This window comes from Lichenicoccus sp. (assembly GCF_965277665.1).
Taxonomy (GTDB): domain Bacteria; phylum Pseudomonadota; class Alphaproteobacteria; order Acetobacterales; family Acetobacteraceae; genus Lichenicoccus.
This window is the reverse complement of the sequence record NZ_OZ255835.1, coordinates 2,922,206-2,942,634: the sequence shown is the minus strand read 5'-3', so window position 1 is coordinate 2,942,634 and position 20,429 is coordinate 2,922,206. Positions and strand designations below refer to the sequence as shown.

Annotated in this window: 18 protein-coding genes; 9 read left to right on the top strand and 9 right to left on the bottom strand. The window is 68.0% G+C overall.

The window, feature by feature from the left end:
* Positions 1–42: 42 nt before the first annotated feature.
* A complete protein-coding gene (locus tag ACQY4O_RS13710; protein ID WP_428376918.1) occupies positions 43–603 on the top strand; it encodes a chloramphenicol phosphotransferase CPT family protein in 561 nt (186 codons plus the stop codon).
* A 127-nt stretch (positions 604–730) separates the two neighbouring features.
* Here the strand turns inward: ACQY4O_RS13710 and ACQY4O_RS13705 are convergent, their stop codons facing one another.
* Together ACQY4O_RS13705 and ACQY4O_RS13700 are read right to left on the bottom strand one after the other, a co-directional pair.
* The gene (locus ACQY4O_RS13705) at positions 731–973 is read right to left on the bottom strand and encodes a helix-turn-helix domain-containing protein (RefSeq protein ID WP_428376917.1); all 243 of its coding nucleotides are present in this window, start codon (positions 971–973) and stop codon (positions 731–733) included.
* On the bottom strand, positions 973–1,635 hold the full coding sequence (locus tag ACQY4O_RS13700) for a DUF2975 domain-containing protein (protein ID WP_428376916.1): 663 nt from the start codon (positions 1,633–1,635) through the stop codon (positions 973–975). Before ACQY4O_RS13700 ends, ACQY4O_RS13705 begins: the two co-directional genes overlap by 1 nt.
* A gap of 87 nt (positions 1,636–1,722) precedes the next feature.
* On the opposite strand from ACQY4O_RS13700, the gene ACQY4O_RS13695 reads away from it, so the two are divergent.
* Positions 1,723–2,925, top strand: coding sequence for an MFS transporter (locus ACQY4O_RS13695; protein ID WP_428378196.1), 1,203 nt, complete (start codon positions 1,723–1,725; stop codon positions 2,923–2,925).
* A gap of 80 nt (positions 2,926–3,005) precedes the next feature.
* Here the strand turns inward: ACQY4O_RS13695 and ACQY4O_RS13690 are convergent, their stop codons facing one another.
* Positions 3,006–3,899, bottom strand: coding sequence for an aminoglycoside phosphotransferase family protein (locus ACQY4O_RS13690; protein WP_428376915.1), 894 nt, complete (start codon positions 3,897–3,899; stop codon positions 3,006–3,008).
* Positions 3,900–3,985: 86 nt separating this feature from the next.
* Positions 3,986–4,861 (bottom strand): bestrophin family protein, encoded by an 876-nt coding sequence (locus tag ACQY4O_RS13685; RefSeq protein WP_428376914.1) that lies wholly within the window; start codon positions 4,859–4,861, stop codon positions 3,986–3,988.
* 121 nt (positions 4,862–4,982) lie between these two features.
* Here ACQY4O_RS13685 and ACQY4O_RS13680 point away from each other — a divergent pair, with 121 nt between their 5' ends.
* The 3 genes from ACQY4O_RS13680 to ACQY4O_RS13670 all read left to right on the top strand — a co-directional run bounded on the left by ACQY4O_RS13680 (position 4,983) and on the right by ACQY4O_RS13670 (position 8,005).
* On the top strand, positions 4,983–6,113 hold the full coding sequence (locus ACQY4O_RS13680) for an S-(hydroxymethyl)glutathione dehydrogenase/class III alcohol dehydrogenase (RefSeq protein WP_428376913.1): 1,131 nt from the start codon (positions 4,983–4,985) through the stop codon (positions 6,111–6,113).
* Positions 6,113–6,994 (top strand): S-formylglutathione hydrolase, encoded by an 882-nt coding sequence (gene fghA, locus ACQY4O_RS13675; RefSeq protein ID WP_428376912.1) that lies wholly within the window; start codon positions 6,113–6,115, stop codon positions 6,992–6,994. Before ACQY4O_RS13680 ends, fghA begins: the two co-directional genes overlap by 1 nt.
* A gap of 96 nt (positions 6,995–7,090) precedes the next feature.
* A complete protein-coding gene (locus ACQY4O_RS13670; protein ID WP_428376911.1) occupies positions 7,091–8,005 on the top strand; it encodes a manganese catalase family protein in 915 nt (304 codons plus the stop codon).
* Positions 8,006–8,135: 130 nt separating this feature from the next.
* On the opposite strand, the gene trpS is transcribed toward ACQY4O_RS13670, so the two are convergent.
* Positions 8,136–9,131: a tryptophan--tRNA ligase gene (gene trpS / locus ACQY4O_RS13665; RefSeq protein ID WP_428376910.1), complete on the bottom strand. Its 996-nt coding sequence runs from the start codon at positions 9,129–9,131 to the stop codon at positions 8,136–8,138.
* A 51-nt stretch (positions 9,132–9,182) separates the two neighbouring features.
* Positions 9,183–9,458, bottom strand: a complete 276-nt coding sequence (locus ACQY4O_RS13660; protein ID WP_428376909.1) for a hypothetical protein — start codon at positions 9,456–9,458, stop codon at positions 9,183–9,185.
* A gap of 153 nt (positions 9,459–9,611) precedes the next feature.
* Between ACQY4O_RS13660 and ACQY4O_RS13655 the strand changes: the two genes are divergently transcribed.
* Complete coding sequence (locus ACQY4O_RS13655) at positions 9,612–10,457, top strand: phosphogluconate dehydrogenase C-terminal domain-containing protein (protein WP_428376908.1); 846 nt, start codon at positions 9,612–9,614, stop codon at positions 10,455–10,457.
* A gap of 191 nt (positions 10,458–10,648) precedes the next feature.
* Here the strand turns inward: ACQY4O_RS13655 and ACQY4O_RS13650 are convergent, their stop codons facing one another.
* Both ACQY4O_RS13650 and ACQY4O_RS13645 read right to left on the bottom strand, forming a co-directional pair.
* On the bottom strand, positions 10,649–11,389 hold the full coding sequence (locus tag ACQY4O_RS13650; RefSeq protein WP_428376907.1) for a transcriptional regulator NanR: 741 nt from the start codon (positions 11,387–11,389) through the stop codon (positions 10,649–10,651).
* Entirely contained in the window at positions 11,386–12,729 is a 1,344-nt protein-coding gene (locus ACQY4O_RS13645) for a four-carbon acid sugar kinase family protein (RefSeq protein ID WP_428376906.1), read from the bottom strand. The genes ACQY4O_RS13650 and ACQY4O_RS13645 overlap by 4 nt, the downstream gene beginning before the upstream one ends.
* An 80-nt stretch (positions 12,730–12,809) precedes the next feature.
* On the opposite strand from ACQY4O_RS13645, the gene oiaX reads away from it, so the two are divergent.
* The gene (gene oiaX, locus ACQY4O_RS13640) at positions 12,810–14,072 is read left to right on the top strand and encodes a 3-oxo-isoapionate-4-phosphate decarboxylase OiaX (protein WP_428376905.1); all 1,263 of its coding nucleotides are present in this window, start codon (positions 12,810–12,812) and stop codon (positions 14,070–14,072) included.
* A 12-nt stretch (positions 14,073–14,084) separates the two neighbouring features.
* Here the strand turns inward: oiaX and ACQY4O_RS13635 are convergent, their stop codons facing one another.
* The gene (locus ACQY4O_RS13635; protein ID WP_428376904.1) at positions 14,085–14,759 is read right to left on the bottom strand and encodes a class I SAM-dependent methyltransferase; all 675 of its coding nucleotides are present in this window, start codon (positions 14,757–14,759) and stop codon (positions 14,085–14,087) included.
* 329 nt (positions 14,760–15,088) lie between these two features.
* On the opposite strand from ACQY4O_RS13635, the gene ACQY4O_RS13630 reads away from it, so the two are divergent.
* Positions 15,089–16,867, top strand: coding sequence for a tetratricopeptide repeat protein (locus tag ACQY4O_RS13630; protein ID WP_428376903.1), 1,779 nt, complete (start codon positions 15,089–15,091; stop codon positions 16,865–16,867).
* A 119-nt stretch (positions 16,868–16,986) separates the two neighbouring features.
* Complete coding sequence (locus tag ACQY4O_RS13625; protein ID WP_428376902.1) at positions 16,987–20,406, top strand: beta strand repeat-containing protein; 3,420 nt, start codon at positions 16,987–16,989, stop codon at positions 20,404–20,406.
* Positions 20,407–20,429 lie beyond the last annotated feature (23 nt).

Sequence of the window (20,429 nt, the reverse complement as noted above, 5' to 3'; positions counted from 1 at the left end):
GTGAGCCATCGTTGCCACCAAGCGGGCATCGGGAGCGGGACCATGGCAGACCGGCCGTACGTCATCATCCTGAACGGCGCAGGAAGCGTCGGCAAAAGCTCGACCGCGCACGCCCTGCAGGAGATCACGACAAAACCCTTCCTGCATGTCTCGATGGACGTCTTCATCGACATGCTGCCGAAGCGGATGTTCGGCCATCCAGATGGCATGATCTTCGACATCGAGCAGGAGCAGGGGGCGCCATCCGTAGTCATCAAGACCGGTCCGGTCATGGCACGGACTATGCGCGGCATGCGGCACGCAATTGCTGCCCTGGCGGCACCGGGAAACGATCTCGTCGTGGATGACGTCATGCTGGAGGCAGGTGAGGCCGATCATTATCGAGCCCTACTGACCGGCGTCAACCTCCGGTTCGTCGGCCTCCTGGCGTCGCTGGAGGTCCTCGAGGCACGCGAGCGAGCAAGAGGCGACCGCCAACTCGGTCTGGCACGGTGGCAGTTTGACCGGGTTCATCGTGGTCAGAGGTATGATCTTGAGATCGAGACCTCCGACTCCACACCGGCGCAGAACGCCCTGCGCATCCGCGACGCCTTCAGGCTATGAGCGGGACCTCCGGCCGGCACGCTCGGGGCCGGTCGCCACTGGTGCGCGTTCGTTATGAATCGGGCGACATCATCGACCACGACCGGAGCGATAGTCAGGTTCGGGAGCAGTTGGCTGCGACGCGCCTCTAGCCAGCCTTTGATAGCTGCTCATTCCCCTGGTTATCATCAGAAGCATATTCGAGGATGTCTCCCGGCTGGCATTTCAGATAATGACAGATGGCCTCGAGCGTCGAGAATCGGATGCCTTTTATCCTGCCTGATTTGATCATCGACAGATTCGATTCTGTAATCCCGACGGCGCGTGCCAACTCGTTCGACCTTACCTTGCGCCGAAGCAGCATCATGTCGAGGTGAAGAATGATCGGCATTACAGGATCTCCTCCTGATCCTGCTGCAGGCGCTGCCCGATCGTCATGACATGGGAGATCGCGAGCAGAACCAACCCCACGAGACAGAACGCGATCATCCCGTTGGTCACTCCGGTTACAGGCCTGAGTACACCGATCATGTGGGCAAAAGGGCCGAGCAGGAGCGGTGAGTATCCGGTGGCCATGACCGAGTGACCAATCCGCCTCATGACGATCGAGTTCCTCTGACTGAATACCTCGCCCCGCGAATAGAATGTGGAAAGCTGCGCCAGCAGCGCCAGACTGCAACAGAACGGAACTGATGCCACGACCAGTATCATGGAAAATATGGTCGATACGGCGAACGAATAAGCCTTCGGAACGAATTCGTGCGCCTGGGCATGCGTGGGCGCGAAATATTCGATCGGGGGCCAGAACCTGAAGGCAATGGTGCCGTCAATCGTGCCCAAGACGATACCGGAATGAAAATGCAGGAACAGCGAGAGCAGGCAGCCGACCTGCAGCGTGATCCATGCGGCCAGCACGACGATGAAGCAGAACTTCATCGTGCGCCCGTACAGGCGCAGCCTGCCGTAGGCTTCGCCAGGCTCGGCCCAACCTGCCGCTCCTGTCGGCTTGGCAAAGCTGTCAGGAGCCGGCCTGACAAGGGTAACGACGGCCATGCAGGCGCTCCATAGCGGGTTGCCACATCGTCGGCGCCGCGCGAGTATCTGTCAAACAGTAATCCCTTATTGCCGGACAAGCATATCGTGACTGAACCCCAACACGCGCTCATCTATCTGACCGGAGCAACCCTGTCCTACGCCGGGACCGCGCTCGTTCCTGTCGCGTTGAGCTTCGCCGTGCTGGATACGGGGCATGGCGCCAACGGCCTTGGTCTTGTCCTGGCGGCGCAGAGCCTTCCCACCATCATCCTGCTCCTGCTCGGCGGCGTCGCCGGGGACCGTTGGTCGCGACGGAGCATCATGATCGGTGCGGATCTGCTCCGGGCTGGCGCACAGACGATCTTGGCGGCCTGCCTGATCTACGGGCATGGCCCCTTGGCCTTGATGGTCCTGGTCTCGGCGATCGTCGGGGCTGGGAATGCCTTCTTCCAGCCGGCGAGCGGCGGCTTCCTCGCCGAGATCGTCGCCACAGAGCAACTCGGTCGGATGAACGGGCTGCTGAGGACGGGCAACGCGCTGGCCATGGTGGTCGGGCCGGCCATCGGGGGCATCGTCGTGGCCGCGATCGGCCCTGGCTGGGGGATCGCCGTCGACGCAGGCAGCTATATCGCGAGTGCGGCCTGCCTGATGTTGATCAGGCCCCCAGCCAAGGCGCCCCCACCAGCGCCGAAGGGACGATCCATCCGAGGCGAGCTGGGCGAGGCGGTGCAGGCCATCAGGCAGACCCGTTGGCTCTGCATGCTGCTTGTCCAGTATGGTGCTCTCAACATGCTGGCCGCAGCACCCTTCAACGTCATTGCGCCGGCCCTGCTTTCACGGATCTCTGCCGGAGCGGGAGCATGGGGCACGCTCCTGAGCGGGATCGGTGTGGGGGCGGTGCTCGGGGCGGCCGCCTGCGCGCGCCGCCAACCGCGCAGACTGCTGCTGGGCGTGGAAGTGGCGGCCAGCATGCTGTCCGTGCCGATGTTCCTGCTCGCCTTCCACGCGCCGCTCCCAGTGGTCGTCGTGGGCGGTGTCGCCTTCGGCATCGGGGCTGCGATGCTCAGCGTCCTGACGATCACGGCCATCCAGAGGGAGATCGCCCGTTCGATGCTGTCGAGAACCATGGCCATGGTCCAGCTGGCGAATACGGGCCTCAACCCTGTGGGCTATATCCTGGCGGGACCGGTCATGGGTCTGCTGGGAGCGCCAGCCAGTCTGGGGTTGAGCGGGCTCTGCATTGTCGCGAGCGTGGCATTCCTGCTCAGCCAGCCGGAAATCCGCCGCTTCGAGTTGCGCGCGTCCTGATAACGGCAGGTCCGGTCGCCTTCAGGCTATGAGCGGGGCCTCCGGTCGTCCGAAGCACTCCGACATGAGCCCAGGCGAACTCAGACGATTGCCGGGGGTGTCTGAAAGTCGCTCAAGATCCTGTCGAGGATCGCCCGCTGGCGGGCGGCCCCGGACGGATCACCCTCGCGGCTCTGGACAAGCGTAATGAGCGACTTCCAGAGAGCCCAAGCTCGACCTCGTTTCCAGGTCGCTTCATCCAGTTGCAGCGACGCCTTGAAACGTGCTCGCGCAGCTTGACCGAAGAATGTCCAAGCCATCACAAGGTCGCAGGCAGGGTCGCCGACGGCCATGCAACCGAAGTCAATGACTGCGCAAAGCACGCCACCTTCCTCGAGGAGGTTGCCTTCAGCGACATCTCCGTGAACCCAGACCGGGTCTGACGCCCAGAACGTGCTCGTCGCCTCGTCCCAGAGGTCCAGGGCAATCATCAGATCAACCTCGTTGGCGAGGAGCTTCAAAGCTCCACGGGTGTCTTCGTCGTAGACCTGAAGGGGGCCGCCGCGATGGAAGTTGTGCGCTCCGGCTCGAGGCGCCTCCTTGATGTCGACCGAATGTAAGGCGTTGAGAAAGCGAGCCAAATCTTCAGCCAATCTGCCGTGATCAGAGACGTGCGCTGAGCTGAGCCGAGCACCATCAAGCCAGCGGTGGATCGACCACGGCCAGAGATAGCCGAAACCCGGTTTGCCCAGGCCAATCGGCGTTGGGATGGGCAGGGGCAAATGAGGAGCGAGTTGTGGAAGCCAGCGCTGCTCCTTCTCCACCTGCGCGGCGTAGGCCTCTGCGCTGGGAAGTCTGACAACCATGTGGCTTCCAAGATGGAACATCCTGTTGTCCCAACCGCCTGCTTCTACCGGAGCGACCGCGAGATCGGCCCACTCTGGGAACTGTGTCGCAATCAAGCGGGTGACGAGATGGCGATCGATTTCGGACATGACGACAGCCTACCTCGCTCCGGCGGCCGGAAGCGTCGAATGCAACCTGACTTACGGTATAGGTATCAATCGTCAAATCTTATCCACTACCGCAACACTCCGCGCTCCGGCGCCATGGGCGGCGGCGCGCGATCGCCGATCGATTGCAGCAGGTCGATCTCGATGGTCCGCGTGATCGCCGCCATCGGAATGGCATGCACGCTGTCGCGGAACGGGTTCTCCAGGTCGGCGCCGATCTTGTCGAGCGCGATATAGAGGAAGCCGGCCAGGGTCGAGCCGAACGGGGTGAGCCAGCCGAGCTCCTGCACCATCGACAGCGGCAGCAGCACGCAGAAGATCCGCGCGATCAGGCCGGGGAAGATCGAGAACTGGATCGCCAGCGGCGTGTTGCGTATCCGCTCGAGGCCGCCCTGCGCGTTGGCGATATCGGACAATATGCGATCGATCTCGGCATGCACCGCGCCGTCGAGATGCTGCACGCGCACGCTGCGGCTGATCTCGCGGCCGATCTCGTAGAGGATGGCGTTCGGCTTGTTGTTCCGCTCCAGGATCAGCGCCGCCATCGAGGCTGGCAGCAGCGGCGCGATCTCGGCGGTGACCTCCGCCCCGAGCAGCCCGCCCCGCAGCGCATGCGCGTAGGCCACCATCGCCCGTGTCAGGTCGGGACGGCCCTGGGCGAGCGTCTCGGCCTGCCGGGCGAACGAGCGGGTGTTGTTGACGACGGCACCCCACAGCGTGCGCGCCTCCCACCAGCGCGCATAGGCCACGTTGTTGCGCACGCTCATGAACAGGATCAGCGCCGAGCCGATCAGCGTGACCGGCAACGCCGGCTGCTCCATCCAGGGCCGGTGGGCAAGCTGGAAGACCCCGACCACGACCAGGTCCCAGGCGAACAGGATCAGCAGCGGACGCAGGCTCTCGCGCAGCAGCTGCAGGGCCCCGGCATTGCGATCGACGATCATGCCGGCATCGTGGCCGCAGCGACCATGACGGGCAAGGCGAGGCGTTTCGCACGACCGTGCGTTGACGGCCCCGGCGCCGGGGGTTCTGCTGGCGCGCAGATGACCGGTGGGAGCGGGACCGATGGATGTGCGTGCGGCAGTGGCATTCGAGGCGGGCTCGCCGTTGCAAATCGAGACGGTGCAGCTCGAAGGCCCGCGCGCGGGCGAGGTGCTGGTCGAGATCAAGGCGACCGGCATCTGCCATACCGACAAATACACCCTGTCCGGCGCCGATCCCGAGGGGCTGTTTCCGGCGATCCTCGGCCATGAGGGTGCCGGCGTGGTGGCGGAGGTCGGCCCCGGCGTGACCTCGCTCGCGCCCGGCGATCACGTCATCCCGCTCTACACGCCGGAATGCCGGCAGTGCAGAAGCTGCCTCAGCCGCAAGACCAACCTGTGCACCGCGATCCGGTCGACGCAGGGGCGCGGCCTGATGCCGGACGGCACCTCGCGCTTCTCCTGCAAGGGGCAGCCGATCCTGCACTACATGGGCTGCTCGACCTTTGCGAACTACACCGTGCTGCCCGAGATCGCGCTGGCCCGCGTGCGCCCGGACGCGCCGTTCGACATCATCTGCACCATCGGCTGCGGGGTGACCACCGGCATCGGCGCGGTACTGTTCACCGCCAAGGTCGAGGTCGGCAGCACGGTGGTGGTGTTCGGCCTCGGCGGCATCGGGCTGAACGTCATCCAGGGTGCGCGCATCGCCGGCGCCGACATGATCGTCGGCGTCGACATCAATCCCGCACGCGAGGAGATGGCGCGAAGGTTCGGCATGACCCATTTCGTGAACCCCCATTCTCTTGGAGCGGGGGATCTCGGGCCGGACGGCGACGTGGTCGGCCACCTCGTGGAGCTGACCGGCGGCGGGGCCGACTTCTCCTTCGAGTGCGTCGGCAACCCGACCCTGATGCGCCAGGCGCTGGAATGCGCGCATCGCGGCTGGGGGGTGTCCACCATCATCGGCGTGGCCTCCGCCGGGCAGGAGATCTCGACCCGGCCGTTCCAGCTGGTCACCGGACGGCGCTGGATCGGCTCGGCCTTCGGCGGCGCGCGCGGCCGCACCGACGTGCCGCGCATCGTCGACTGGTACATGGACCACAAGATCGAGATCGATCCGCTGATCACCCACCGCCTGCCGCTGGAGCGGATCAACGAGGGCTTCGACCTGATGACGCGCGGTGAAAGCATCCGCTCCGTGGTGATCTACTGATGCCCGAGATCACCACCCGCTTGGAGCACGCCTGCCATGGCGGGCGCATCGGCTTCTACGAGGCGCACTCCGAGGCCCTCGGCCTGCCGGCGCGGTTCGCGGTGTTCCTGCCCGGCCAAGTTCTGGAAGGTGGGGCGCTCGCCGGCCAGACGGTGCCGGCGCTGTATGCGCTGGCCGGCCTGACCTGCAACGAGGAGACCTTCGTCACCAAGTCGGGTGTGTTGCGCCATGCCGCCCGGCATGGCCTCGCCATCGTGGCCGCCGACACCAGTCCGCGCGGCGCCGGCATCGCCGGCGAGGCGGATGACTGGGATTTCGGCACCGGCGCCGGGTTCTATCTGGACGCCACTGAGGCGCCCTGGTCGGCGCATTACCGCATGGGCAGCCACGTCGCCTACGAACTGCCCGGCTGGGTCGAGGCGCAGTTCCCGATCGAGCCGGCGCGTCGCGGCATCATCGGCCACTCGATGGGCGGCCATGGCGCGCTGACGCTGGCGCTGGCGAACCCGACGCGCTGGCAGTCGGTCTCGGCATTGGCACCGATTGCCAACCCGTCGGCAGCCCCGTGGGGCCAGAAGGCCTTCAGCCGCTATCTCGGACCGGATCGCGCGGCCTGGGCCCGGCACGACGCGACGCTGATGCTGCGGTCCGGCCACACGCATCCGACCCTGATCCTGGTCGACCAGGGCGAGGCGGATCAGTGGCTGGCGACGCAACTCCACCCCGAGGCGTTGCGCGAGGCGGCGGCGTCCGCCCGCCAGCGCCTCAGCCTGCGGCTGCATCCCGGCTACGACCATTCCTACTGGTTCATCCAGAGCGTGATCGAGGAGCATGCAGCGCATCACGCGCGCATCCTGGCAGAGCCGCCACTCGTCACGTAACGGTGCGCGCGGGCGCGGGATCGTGTCCGGCCGGCGACCGCAACCGCGGCCGCGGCGATCCGTAGGGTCCGCGCAACCGCGACAGGATCGTTCGCCATGTTCATGCGTATCGACAAGCTCCAGGCAGCCCTGCCGGAGCCGAAGAAGCCCGAGCCGAATGCCGCGGCCGCCCTGCAGGAGCTGCTCGGCGGCAAGTATGGCGAGATGTCCACGCTTGGGAACTACATGTTCCAGAGCTTCAACTTTCGCAACAAGACCAAGCTGAAGCCGTTCTACAGCCTCGTCTCCAGCATCTTCGCCGAGGAGCTTGGCCATGTGGAACTGGTCAGCACCGGCGTCTCGATGCTGAACAACGGCCCTGGCGATCCGACCGAGAACGTGGACATCTCCAAGGCGCCGTTCGAGGACATGCAGGACGTCCGCCTCGCCGGCAGCTTCCTTGCCAATGGCGGTGGCGCCATGCCGATGAACAGCAACGCCGCGTCGTGGAACATGGACATGGTGACCACGACCGGGAACCTGATCATCGACCTGCTGCACAACTTCCATCTCGAATGCGGCGCGCGCATCCACAAGCTGCGTGTGTACGAGACGATGACCGAGCCGACCGGCCGCGAGGTCTGTGGCTACCTGCTGGTGCGCGGCTCGGTGCATGCTCACGCTTATGCGCTCGCCCTGAAGAAGCTGACCGGCGTGTCGATCGAGAAGATGCTGCCGACGCCGAACATCAACCTCAGCCGCGTCCCGGAATGCCAGAAATATCTGCAGGAAGGCAGCCATCGCCGGCTGTATCGCTTCAGCCCGGGCGACTACCAGGAAGCCGCCGGCGTCTGGTCGAACGACGAGGTGGCTCTGCCGGGCGATCCGCCGGGCAATCTCGAAGTTGTCGACGGACTGCCGGAAGGCGGCAAGATCCCCGAACTCGACGGCAACTACGGCGCCTTTGCTCCGGACTACGCGCCGGAGGAGATCTTCGAGATTGCCAGCAAGCTCTACAAGAAGAGCCGCTGACACTATCCTGGCGCGGCTTCGGTCGCGCCAGGGCGCCCTGATCGCCGATCAGGTGCGGCATCAGTTCCCGGCGCGATCTCGGTCAGGCCCTTGCCGCGCGTCCCGACGGCCAGGCGGTGCAGCGCCTGCCTCATGTGAGGAACCCGACGATCCGTTCCGCCTCGGCGACGATCGGCCCGGCGATCGCGTTCGCGCGCCCGGCACCCTCGCGCAGCACCCGATCCAGACGCGCGGTGTCGGCGAGCAGCCGCCGTGTCTCGCCGGCGATCGGCGCCACCGCCGCCACCACGATGGCGGTCAAGGCCTCCTTGAATGGCCCGAACCCCTTGCCACCATGCTCGGCCAGCACCTGCGCGGGTGAAAGGCCAGCCAGCACGGCGTAGATCTCGACCAGATTGCGCGCCTCGGGCCGGTCGGCGAGGCCATCCACGGCCTCGGGCAGCGGCGCCGGATCGGTCCTGGCGCGGCGCAGCTTCTGCGCGATCGCATCGGCCTCGTCGGTCAGCGCGATCCGGCTCTGCTCGGAGGGATCGGACTTCGACATCTTCCGGCTGCCGTCGCGCAGGCTCATGACGCGGGCGGCGTCGGGCGGCACCAGCGCCTCGATGGCCGGAAAGAACGCGACCTCGTAGTCGTGGTTGAATTTCTGCGCGATGTCGTTGGCGAGTTCGAGATGCTGGCGCTGGTCGTCGCCGACCGGAACCCGGGTCGCGTGGTAGGCAAGGATGTCGGCCGCCATCAGGTTCGGATAGACGTACAGCCCGGAGGAGACCGCCTCGCGATCGCGGCCGGCCTTGTCCTTGAACTGCGTCATGCGGTTGAGCCAGCCGATGCGCGAGACGCAATTGAAGATCCAGGCCAGCCTGGCATGCGCGCTCACCGCGGACTGGTTGAACAGGATATGGCGGACGGGATCGATTCCGGCCGCGATCAGCACCGCCGTCTGCAGGCGGGTCTGCTCGCGCAGGATCGCCGGGTCCTGCCAGACGGTGATGGCGTGCAGGTCGACGAGGCAGAACAGGCACTCATGTTCGGCCTGCAGCGACACCCAGTTGCGTATGGCGCCGAGATAGTTGCCGAGATGGGGGACGCCCGAAGGCTGGATGCCGGAGAAGATGCGCTGCATGCCGGGTTTGTCCGGTCCTAGCCGGCAGTGGTCAAGACCCGGCGCCCCGGCCTACTTCGGCGGGGCGCTGCCGCCGCCGCTGACGGGCGCCGTCTGGTGCGTCTTTGCTCTCATCGCGTTCAAGTGCTGCTGCTGCACTGAACGCCGCATGGCGCCCGGCTGGTTGATTGGGTCCGCGTTCGGCGGCGTCGAGAGTTTCTGGCTCGGCCCGATCCCGGCGCCGCTATCGAGGGTCTGGGCGCGGAGCACAGACGGCGTGATGCAGAGACCAACACCCAAAGCCACAGCCAGGCATCGTCCAGGCATGGCGTGGAACATGGTGCGCACTGGTTCGACTCCTCATATCCCGGGCAGTTCAAAGACAGGACGTTCGCCAAGGCTGCGAGTTCTGCCGTCGGAAACTCAGCTGCTCGTCACCCCATTGACTTATTATACCAGTTGGGAGAATGTGTAGGCCTCGCATCCCGTGGAGGTTCTTGCATGACCTCGATCGCGCTTCTCGGTGCCGGCGGCAAGATGGGCTACCGGCTGTCCCGCAACCTCAAGGCGACCCGCTTCGATGTCCGCCATGTCGAGGTCAGCCCGGCCGGCCGGGATCGCCTGAAGACCGGGATCGGACTCGACTGCGTCGATCTGGACACGGCGCTGGATGGCGCGCAGCTGGTCGTGCTTGCGGTCCCCGACACCGCGATCGGCAAGGTCGCCGGCGGCATCGAGAGCAACCTCAAGGCGGGCACCATCGTCGTGGTGCTGGACGCGGCGGCGCCGTTCGCCGGCCACCTGCCGCACCGCGACGACCTGACCTATTTCGTCACCCACCCCTGCCATCCGCCGATCTTCAACGACGAAAGCGAGGCGGCTGCCCGGCACGACCATTTCGGCGGCCTGCACGCGAAGCAGCACATCGTGAACGCCCTCATGCAGGGTCCCGAGGCGCATTATGCCGTGGGTGAGGAGGTCGCGCGCGCGATCTGGGCGCCGGTGATGCGCTCGCACCGGGTCACGGTGGAGCAGATGGCGCTGCTGGAACCCGGCCTGTCGGAGACGGTGGCGGCCACCCTGCTCGATGTCATGCGCGAGGCGATGGACGAGGTGGTCGCACGCGGCGTGCCCCACGAGGCGGCGCGCGACTTCCTGCTCGGCCACCTGAACGTGCTGGGCGCGGTGATCTTCAAGGAAGTCGACGGCGTGTTCTCGGACGCCTGCAACAAGGCGATCACCTTCGGCAAGCCGCAACTGATGCAGCCGGACTGGAAGCGGGTGTTCGAGCCGGCGGAACTAGCCGCCAGCATTCAACGCATCACCAGCCTGTTTCAAAACGCCTGATGCTGGCGATCCGACGCGCCATTTTTGCGCTCCGATGCTCACGGCCAATCAGGCCGCTCCGCTTCGGTGCTCGAAACGTCGCGCCGGGCGCGACCCTGTGGGCCGCTCTCATCCAGCATCAGGCGTTTTCAAACAAGCTCTAAGCGCGCGCCGATGGGCAAGAAGGTTGGCGCCGCCTGCGTGGATGCGGTTCAGCGCGACCGGCGCGGACCGCCGGGCGCATCCAGATGGGTGTGCACGTAGAGCGTGCTCGATCGATGCAGGTGCCGGACCATCGCTGCCTCCGCCCCGGCAGGATCGTGCGCCGCGATCGCCGCCACGATCCCGTCATGCTCGGCAAGCGTCAGGTTCTCGTTGCCGGACCAGTGCAGCATCTCGGTATGGTACTGCCGCAGCCAGCCGAGCAGAGCCTGGCTCGTCGCCAGGAAGATCGGGTTGCCCGAGATGCGGCCGATCTCGATGTGCAGGCGCATGTCGTGCCGGATGAAAACGCCGATATCGTCGATGGCGGCGCGCTGCCGGTTCACCCAGCCGCGCAGCAGCACGAGGTCGTCCGGCGTCGCGCGCTCGGCTGCGATCCGGGCCATGCCGCGCTCGAAGAACACGCGCGTCTCGAGCAGCTGCTCCAGCGAACGCGGCGACGAGGACAGCATCATCTGCGCCGGCAGGTCGATCTGCCGGAACAGCGTCTCGGCGGTCAGGTCGCAGACACGTGCCCGCTCGCCGTGCGAGATCGCAATCAGGCCCATGTTGCTGAGCGCCTGCATCGCCTGGCGGATCGCCGGGCGGCCGACCCCGAACCGGTCCATCAGCTCGCGCTCGGACGGCACCGCATCGCCGACGCCGAGTTCGCCGCTTGCGATCAGCGCGCGCAGGCGATCGAACACCTCGTCGGAGAGCCGCCGGCGGGTGATCCGTTCGCTGTCGCTCATGCGGCCACGCTCAGCCCGTGCCTGATGTTCGAGAAATAGCCGAGGCTGCCGATCTGGCCGCCCTTCAGCGCGATCTGCAGGCCGTCGAGGCGGCCCGCCTCGTCATAGGCAAGGCAGAGCGGCGAGCCCGGCGTCTCGGGCAGCGGCAGCAGCGTCTTCAGCGCCAGCACGCCGAGTTCGCCCAGAGCATGGCTCGAGGTGTCGCCACCGGCGACCACCGCGCGCGACAATCGGGCCTCTGCCACCAGCCGTCGCAGGATGCGGCCGAGATTGCGGCCGATCTGGTGGCGCCCGTCCGCATCCAGCCTTGCACCCCCCAGATCGCTGTCCGGCCCCATCGCCGAATACAGGATCGGACTTTGCCCCGCGGCGAGCAGGGTCAGCGCCTCGCGCAGGAACGGCGGATCGCCCGCGGTGACATCGCCGGGAGCGGCCAGCAGGGCCGGATCGAGCGTGATGCCGGCAAAGCCGTGCTGCAGGCTCCAGCGGATCTGCCCCTCGGTCACCTGCGAGCAGCTGCCCGACACGACGGCAATGCGATCGACCGCGCCGGGCGGGGCGAATTCAGCGGCCCCGGTGGCGAGCCCGGCTGCCTGCCAGGCCTGCAGCACCGCATACTCGACGCCGGACGAGCCGGCCACGAACAGCGGCCGCCGCAGGGCGTGGCGCCAGATCGTGTCGCCCACCACCTGCTGGGTCTGCGCGTCGAGCACGTCGAGCAGCAGCACGGTGCCCGGCTCCTGCATCAGCGCATCCAGCGCCGCTTCGGGGTCCGGGCTTTTCAGCAGTGCGAGATCCGCCAGCCGCACCGGCCTGGCGGTCTGCTGCGCCAGATGCAGGCGCAGGTCGGCCTCGTGCATCGGCGTCACCGGGTGCCGGCTCATCACCGGATGCCGGTCGATCCGGTACGCGACGCCGTCGAGGACGGCAAAGAGGCTGCCGAACGCGGTGTAGCGACGCAATTGCGGCACGCCGACGACGAGCGGCGTCACCGTCTGCCCGAACAGTTCGTGGCCGATATCGATGGCGCGGCCGATGCTGCCGGTCCGCGGGCTGCTGTCGAAGGTCGAGCAGACCTTGTAGTGGCAGACCGGGGCGCCGAGCGAGCGCAGCCAGGAGAGCGCCGGACGCAGCTCGCGCTCCATCCAGTCCGGCGAGCGCGAGCGGCTGGTGCCGGCGAGGCCGACCGCCCGGCAGGTTGCGAAACGACCGCGCTGCGTTGCGTCCGGCGGCCGCAGGAACAGCACCGTCTCGACGCCGCCGAGGCTGAGCGCCTCCATGGCATCGGTCGAGCCGGTCAGGTCGTCGCCGTAGAAGGATAGCAGGGGAGGGGCGACCATCGGCAGCTTCCTGAGGGGTCACGTTCTGATGTATGCTCATCATACCAGATCGTCAAAAGCCTGATGAACGGAGCGCCGTAATGGGTGACGATGCCAGCATTACCGTGACCTACCGGATCGAGACGGCGGGTGATCCGCGCGCGCTAGCCGCCAGGATCGCCAGCGACCAGTCGACCGGGACGTTCGTGGCACTCCCCGGCGAGACCGCCGACCTCAAGGCGCGCTGTGCCGCACGGGTCGCGATGGTCCGCCCGCTGCCCCCAGCCTCGGTGCCGAGTTTCCCGCAAAGCCAGCACGGACCGTTCAACCGTGCCGATGCCGACATCGAGTTCCCGCTCGATATGGTCGGCACCGACATCGCGGCCCTGGTGACGATTGCGCTCGGCGGCGTGTTTTCGACCAAGGGCCTGAGCGGCATACGCATTGTCGGCCTGCGCCTGCCGGCCGCCTTCATCCGCGCGCATCCCGGACCGCAATTCGGCATCGACGGGTCGCGCGCGGTCTCCGGCGTGCACGGCCGCCCGCTGATCGGCACCATCATCAAGCCCAATCTCGGCCTCGGTCCGGACGAGACCGCCGCCATCGCGGCACAACTGGTCGAAGCCGGCGTCGACTTCATCAAGGACGATGAGAAGCTGATGAGCCCGGCCTATTCGACCCTCGAGGCGCGGGTGCGTGCGGTGATGCCGGTGATCCGTGACCATGAGCAGAAGACCGGCCGCCGCGTCATGTATGCGTTCGGCATCTCGTCGGCCGATCCGGAACAGATGCTGCGCAACCACGACCTCGTGGCGGATGCCGGCGGGACCGCGGCGGTGATCAACATCAACTCGGTCGGCTATGGCGGCCTGGCATACCTGCGCCGCCGCTCGCGCCTGGTGCTGCACGCGCATCGCAACGGCTGGGACATCCTGACCCGGCATCCGGGACTCGGCTTCGATTTCAGCGTGTACCAGACGCTCTGGCGGCTGCTCGGCATCGACCAGTTCCAGGTCAACGGCATCGGCGCCAAATACTGGGAGCCCGACGACAGCTTCGTGCGTTCGTTCCGGGACTGCTCGACGCCGCTGCTCTCGCCGGCCGACCGCGCGCTGCCGGTGGTGTGCTCGGGACAATGGGGCGGGCAGGCGCCGGAGACGTATGCGCGCACCGGCAGCACCATCGACCTCATGTATCTCGGCGGCGGCGGCATCATCGCGCATCCGGGCGGACCGGGCGCCGGCGTGCGGGCGATCCGCCAGGCCTGGGACGCGACAGTGGCGGGCATCCCGCTGGTGACCTACGCACGCGAGCATGCGGAACTCGCCCAGTCGCTACAGAAGTTCGGCCACTTGACGCTTTAGCAGGCCGTGCGCTCAGGCCTGCTCAAGTTCGAGGCTCCGGGCCGCCGTCAGGGCCGCCGCCGGGAACGCCGCCAGGAACGCCGCATGCAGCGGCAGCATCCGGTTCTGCGCCGTCTCCAGCGCCTGCGGCGTTGGTTGCGCACAGAAGCCGATCGCCCACAGGCTGAACGACGACGGCACCCGCTGCACGGTGGTTGCGGCAAATCCGGCCTCGCCCAGGGCGCTCATGAGGCTGGCGCTGGTGAAGCCGGTATGGTGCGCCATGAACAGGTTGCCGTTGGCCAGCGCGCCGCGATAGCCGAACAGGATGTCGAGCGGCCTGATCGGACCGAGCGCCGAGAGATACGCCGTCGCCTCCAGCCCCTCGGCGGCGACCAGGCGCGCCACCTCCTGCAGGTCGGGCAACGTGATCAGAGCGAACCCGTCCGGCTTCAGGACGCGCCGGAACTCGGCCAGGGCGACCGGGACCTCGTGCGGATACAGGTGCTCGAGATTGTGCGACGAGAACACGGCATCGACGCTGGCGTCCGGCACGGGCGACATGTCTGTCATGCTGGCGACGATGTCCGGCAGCACCGCGCAGTCGATGTCGAGGCGCAACTCGGACCACGCGTCGCTCTCGAAGGCCGGGTGCAGCTTGCCGGGTGCCGTGGCGCCGCAGCCGACATGCAGGACTTGCTTGGTCATCAATGGTTTCCGATGCGGCGCTGGCGGGCGCGGGGGTTCTTGGAACGAACGCTGCGCTTTTGTAGTCGTTATTTGAAAATACTGACATCGAATTACCATGCCGGGTCTCCTTCTGTCCACGTGCAGCTGCCGCCTGGACGCTCCGGCGAGCAGTCGGGACAAGACAATCCGGCCGGTCGCTCTGTGTTTAGTAATTCTCAAGTAATACTCTTTTAATCTGCCGTTAATGACTGCACCAGAGCAATGCTCGACTTGGCGTTGTCCTTGCTGCTTACGGTTTGTTCATCGGAACGGCGGATACTGCGACGATCGCCAATCGGACCCGCTGCATGTCCCTCCTTCGCGCCATCCAACTTGGACTGCTCAGGCTGCGGGGACGCCCGGCCGTCCTGGTCGACCATGCGCAGCGGCTGGCGGCACGCGGCGACCACCGCCGGGCGATGGAATTGCTGGCACGGGCGGCGCAGGCAGGGTCGAGCGCCGCCTGCTTCGAACTCGGCCGGGCCTATCTGTTCGGACGCTCAGCGCCCGCCTGTCCGGCGGTGGCGATGCGGTGGCTCGCCGAGGCGGCGCGAGGCGGCGAGATCGAGGCCCAGTTCATGGTGGCCTCGCTCGCTCTGCAGGGGGTGGCCGAAGCCGGGCCCGGCACCCTGTTCGAGCTGGCCTCGCATGTCCCGAGCGGCATCCCGGACTACCAGGCGGCGCAGCACTGGGCCGAGATCGCGGCCGCCGCAGGCCACGCGCCGTCGCAGGCGCTGCTCGGCTTCATCCTCACCAGCGGACCGCAGGCCCTGCGAGACGTCCGGCGCGGCGAGGCGTGCTACCGCCTCGCGGCCGACGCAGGCTGCGCGCACGGCCAGCTCGGCTGGTCGCTCGCGCTGTTGCGGCAGGATCCGGTGGCGAACGGCATCGAGGCGCAACGGCTGCTGGCCCAGGCGGCGCGCGCGAACATGCCGGTGGCGCACTATATGCTGGGTGTTCTGGCCGGAGCGGCCAGTGTCGCGGCCGGAAGCGCCGATGCGTCGGCGGAGCATTACCGCGCCGGCGCGCAGCTGGGGCATGGTCCCTCGCAGCTCGCCTACGGGCTTGCTCTGCTGCGTGGGCATGGCGTCGAGCCGGACGCCTTCCTCGGCGAGTGCTGGATCCGTCGCGCTGCCCTCTGCGGCGAGGTGCAGGCGGAGGCGGCACTCGGCGAACTGTATGGCCAGTCGGGCGCTTTGCCGCCGAACCATGCCGAGGCGATGCTCTGGTTCGGTCGCGCCGCTGCATCCGGTCATACCGGTGCTGCCCGCGCGCTCGCGCGGCTGCATCTGCGCGGCGAGGCCGTGGGCGCCGACCGGCGGGAAGCGCGGCATCTGTTGCGCGTGGCGGCGGCCCAAGGTGACGCGGCGGCCTGCGAAGAGTTCGCGGCCATCGTGCTCGCGGACGCAGGCTCTCGCGAAAGCGGCATCCCCCCAGGGGACACGCGCGAGGATTGGCGGGTCATCCTGGACCGGTTCCGGGACATGGCGGCGCAAGGCGATCCGGCGGCAGCCTACAATGCCGGCCTCTGCTACGCCGCCGGCCTGGGCATGGAGGCAGACCAGGCCCAGGCGCTGGTCTGGTTCCGCCTCGCCGCGGACCGCCTGCCGATCGCGCAATATTCGTGCGGCAGGATGCTTGCGGAAGGCAGGGGCGTGGCCCAGGACCTGCCGGCCGCACGGCGATACCTGTTGCAGGCGTCCGATCAGGGACTGCCCGATGCGGAGGCGCTCGCGGCCGAAATGCTGCTCAACGGCCGGGGCGGCCCGACGGATCCGGCCACGGCGAAGGCGTTGTTCCGGCATGCAGCCGAAGCAGGACATCTCGGAGCGCTGTATGCGCTCGGCATGCTGGCACTGGGCTTCTACGACCAGCCGGAAGATCTCGAGGCTGCCGGGACATTCCTCCGCAAGGCCGCGGCCTCCGGGCATCCCGGCGCGCTGGCCGCGCTGTCGTATTCCCGAACTGCCTCGGTGCAGGAAGGCCGGAATCCAGATGCAATCGACCGGTCACGGCGCATGGAACATGCCGGTGCGAAGGTGCCAGCCGCCGGCCGGAGGCGGGAAGTTTTCGTTATAGCGTCTTAACGAATTCTTCACCGGTCTCGATGGAGAACGGGCCGCCGGAAGCGATCACCCGGTCAGGTCGTCAGGCCCGGCAGCCCGGCGCAGGTTTGCGCAGCGCCTCGCATCGAGAAGAGAGTGTCATGACATCGGTTTCAAGCCTCACCTCGAGCGGCATCGCAGCACTTCCCACCGCCCAGATCGCTGCCATCGCGTCGACGGATTTCGCCACCCTGGCTTCGACGCAGATCGCGGGCCTTGCCTCGACGCAGGTCGCCGCCCTGAACTCGACGGATATCGGCACGCTGACCACGACCAACCTGCCGGGGCTGACGGCAGCCGCGATGGCCGGCCTGACCTCGGCCAACATCGCCGGGCTGAGCAGCACGGCGATCGCGGGGCTGACCGCGACGCAGGCGGCGGGCCTGGGCACCGCGGCGCTGGCGGCGCTGAACACCACGCAGGTCACCAGCCTGGCCACCACGGGGCTGGCCGGGCTGACCTCGGGCCAGGTGGCGGCGCTGAGCACCACCTCGGTGCTGGCGGCGACGACGCAGATCGCAGCACTCACCGCAACCCAGCTCAAGGGGCTGGGCACGGCGCAGCTGGGCGCGCTGTCCTCGACCGAGATCACCGCGCTGGCCTCGACGCAGCTGTCGGGCTTCAGCTCGACGCAGGTCGCCGCCCTGAACTCGACCGATATCGGCACGCTGACCACGACCAACCTGCCGGGGATGACGGCAGCGGCGATGGCGGGGCTGACCTCGGCCAACATCGCCGGGCTGAGCAGCACCGCGATCGCGGGGCTGACCGCGACGCAGGCGGCGGGCCTGGGCACCGCGGCGCTGGCGGCGCTGAACACCACGCAGGTCACCAGCCTGGCCACCACGGGGCTGGCCGGGCTGAGCTCGGGCCAGGTGGCGGCGCTGAGCACCACCTCGGTGCTGGCGGCGACGACGCAGATCGCGGCACTGACCGCAACCCAGCTCAAGGGGCTGGGCACGGCGCAGCTGGGCGCGCTGTCCTCGACCGAGATCACCGCGCTGGCCTCGACGCAGCTGTCGGGCTTCAGCTCGACGCAGGTCGCCGCCCTGAACTCGACCGATATCGGCACGCTGACCACGACCAACCTGCCGGGGATGACGGCAGCGGCGATGGCGGGCCTGACCTCGGCCAACATCGCCGGGCTGAGCAGCACGGCGATCGCGGGGCTGACCGCGACGCAGGCGGCGGGCCTGGGCACCGCGGCGCTGGCGGCGCTGAACACCACGCAGGTCACCAGCCTGGCCACCACGGGGCTGGCCGGGCTGAGCTCGGGCCAGGTGGCGGCGCTGAGCACCACCTCGGTGCTGGCGGCGACGACGCAGATCGCGGCGCTGACCGCAACCCAGCTCAAGGGGCTGGGCACGGCGCAGCTGGGCGCGCTGTCCTCGACCGAGATCACCGCGCTGGCCTCGACGCAGCTGTCGGGCTTCAGCTCGACGCAGGTCGCCGCCCTGAACTCGACCGATATCGGCACGCTGACCACGACCAACCTGCCGGGGATGACGGCAGCGGCGATGGCGGGCCTGACCTCGGCCAACATCGCCGGGCTGAGCAGCACGGCGATCGCGGGGCTGACCGCGACGCAGGCGGCGGGCCTGGGCACCGCGGCGCTGGCGGCGCTGAACACCACGCAGGTCACCAGCCTGGCCACCACGGGGCTGGCCGGGCTGACCTCGGGCCAGGTGGCGGCGCTGAGCACCACCTCGGTGCTGGCGGCGGCGACGCAGATCGCAGCACTGACCGCAACCCAGCTCAAGGGGCTGGGCACGGCGCAGCTGGGCGCGCTGTCCTCGACCGAGATCACCGCGCTGGCCTCGACGCAGCTGTCGGGCTTCAGCTCGACGCAGGTCGCCGCCCTGAACTCGACCGATATCGGCACGCTGACCACGACCAACCTGCCGGGGATGACGGCAGCGGCGATGGCGGGGCTGACCTCGGCCAACATCGCCGGGCTGAGCAGCACGGCGATCGCGGGGCTGACCGCGACGCAGGCGGCGGGCCTGGGCACCGCGGCGCTGGCGGCGCTGAACACCACGCAGGTCACCAGCCTGGCCACCACGGGGCTGGCCGGGCTGAGCTCGGGCCAGGTGGCGGCGCTGAGCACCACCTCGGTGCTGGCGGCGACGACGCAGATCGCGGCACTGACCGCAACCCAGCTCAAGGGGCTGGGCACGGCGCAGCTGGGCGCGCTGTCCTCGACCGAGATCACCGCGCTGGCCTCGACGCAGCTGTCGGGCTTCAGCTCGACGCAGGTCGCCGCCCTGAACTCGACCGATATCGGCACGCTGACCACGACCAACCTGCCGGGGCTGACGGCAGCCGCGATGGCGGGGCTGACCTCGGCCAACATCGCCGGGCTGAGCAGCACGGCGATCGCGGGGCTGACCGCGACGCAGGCGGCGGGCCTGGGCACCGCGGCGCTGGCGGCGCTGAACACCACGCAGGTCACCAGCCTGGCCACCACGGGGCTGGCCGGGCTGACCTCGGGCCAGGTGGCGGCGCTGAGCACCACCTCGGTGCTGGCGGCGACGACGCAGATCGCGGCACTGACCGCAACCCAGCTCAAGGGGCTGGGCACGGCGCAGCTGGGCGCGCTGTCCTCGACCGAGATCACCGCGCTGGCCTCGACGCAGCTGTCGGGCTTCAGCTCGACGCAGGTCGCCGCCCTGAACTCGACCGATATCGGCACGCTGACCACGACCAACCTGCCGGGGCTGACGGCAGCCGCGATGGCGGGGCTGACCTCGGCCAACATCGCCGGGCTGAGCAGCACGGCGATCGCGGGGCTGACCGCGACGCAGGCGGCGGGCCTGGGCACCGCGGCGCTGGCGGCGCTGAACACCACGCAGGTCACCAGCCTGGCCACCACGGGGCTGGCCGGGCTGAGCTCGGGCCAGGTGGCGGCGCTGAGCACCACCTCGGTGCTGGCGGCGACGACGCAGATCGCGGCACTGACCGCAACCCAGCTCAAGGGGCTGGGCACGGCGCAGCTGGGCGCGCTGTCCTCGACCGAGATCACCGCCCTGGCCTCGACGCAGCTGTCGGGCTTTAGCTCGACGCAGGTCGCCGCCCTGAACTCGACGGATATCGGCACCTTCACGACAGCCAACCTGCCCGGGTTGAGCTTGGCCGGGATGGCCGGGTTGACGTCATCCGATATCGTCGCCCTGGGAACCACCGGCATCAATGCGCTATCGACTCTGCAATTCGCGGCGCTGACGACGGCCGCGATCGCGGCGCTGACGACCGATCAGGTGACCATCATCAGCTCGACCCAGGCGCTGGCGATGAGCACCGGGCAGTTCGGCGCGCTCTCGCTGGCCGACGTCGCGCTGCTGACATCGACGCAGCTGCAGGCCCTGGGAAGCAAGGACATCGCCGCCTTCACGACGGGCCAGATCGGAGCCCTGACGACGACCCAGATGAGCTACTTCACCACCAGCGAGTCGCCATCCTTCACCAGCACCCAGATCCAGCACATGACCACGGACCAGCTGCACGCCCTCTATTTCCAGTGACGCCTGCGACAGCTGAGCTAGTG

What these genes read in the sequence shown, in the direction of transcription:
- ACQY4O_RS13670 (WP_428376911.1), top strand. Translation starts at nt 7,091, where the DNA reads ATGTTCATGCGTATCGACAAGCTCCAGGCAGCCCTGCCGGAGCCGAAG.
- ACQY4O_RS13635 (WP_428376904.1), bottom strand. Translation starts at nt 14,759, where the DNA reads ATGACCAAGCAAGTCCTGCATGTCGGCTGCGGCGCCACGGCACCCGGC.
- ACQY4O_RS13705 (WP_428376917.1), bottom strand. Translation starts at nt 973, where the DNA reads ATGCCGATCATTCTTCACCTCGACATGATGCTGCTTCGGCGCAAGGTA.
- ACQY4O_RS13685 (WP_428376914.1), bottom strand. Translation starts at nt 4,861, where the DNA reads ATGATCGTCGATCGCAATGCCGGGGCCCTGCAGCTGCTGCGCGAGAGC.
- ACQY4O_RS13710 (WP_428376918.1), top strand. Translation starts at nt 43, where the DNA reads ATGGCAGACCGGCCGTACGTCATCATCCTGAACGGCGCAGGAAGCGTC.
- ACQY4O_RS13700 (WP_428376916.1), bottom strand. Translation starts at nt 1,635, where the DNA reads ATGGCCGTCGTTACCCTTGTCAGGCCGGCTCCTGACAGCTTTGCCAAG.
- ACQY4O_RS13645 (WP_428376906.1), bottom strand. Translation starts at nt 12,729, where the DNA reads ATGGTCGCCCCTCCCCTGCTATCCTTCTACGGCGACGACCTGACCGGC.
- trpS (WP_428376910.1), bottom strand. Translation starts at nt 9,131, where the DNA reads ATGCAGCGCATCTTCTCCGGCATCCAGCCTTCGGGCGTCCCCCATCTC.
- ACQY4O_RS13690 (WP_428376915.1), bottom strand. Translation starts at nt 3,899, where the DNA reads ATGTCCGAAATCGATCGCCATCTCGTCACCCGCTTGATTGCGACACAG.
- ACQY4O_RS13650 (WP_428376907.1), bottom strand. Translation starts at nt 11,389, where the DNA reads ATGAGCGACAGCGAACGGATCACCCGCCGGCGGCTCTCCGACGAGGTG.
- ACQY4O_RS13630 (WP_428376903.1), top strand. Translation starts at nt 15,089, where the DNA reads ATGTCCCTCCTTCGCGCCATCCAACTTGGACTGCTCAGGCTGCGGGGA.
- ACQY4O_RS13655 (WP_428376908.1), top strand. Translation starts at nt 9,612, where the DNA reads ATGACCTCGATCGCGCTTCTCGGTGCCGGCGGCAAGATGGGCTACCGG.
- fghA (WP_428376912.1), top strand. Translation starts at nt 6,113, where the DNA reads ATGCCCGAGATCACCACCCGCTTGGAGCACGCCTGCCATGGCGGGCGC.
- ACQY4O_RS13625 (WP_428376902.1), top strand. Translation starts at nt 16,987, where the DNA reads ATGACATCGGTTTCAAGCCTCACCTCGAGCGGCATCGCAGCACTTCCC.
- ACQY4O_RS13680 (WP_428376913.1), top strand. Translation starts at nt 4,983, where the DNA reads ATGGATGTGCGTGCGGCAGTGGCATTCGAGGCGGGCTCGCCGTTGCAA.
- oiaX (WP_428376905.1), top strand. Translation starts at nt 12,810, where the DNA reads ATGGGTGACGATGCCAGCATTACCGTGACCTACCGGATCGAGACGGCG.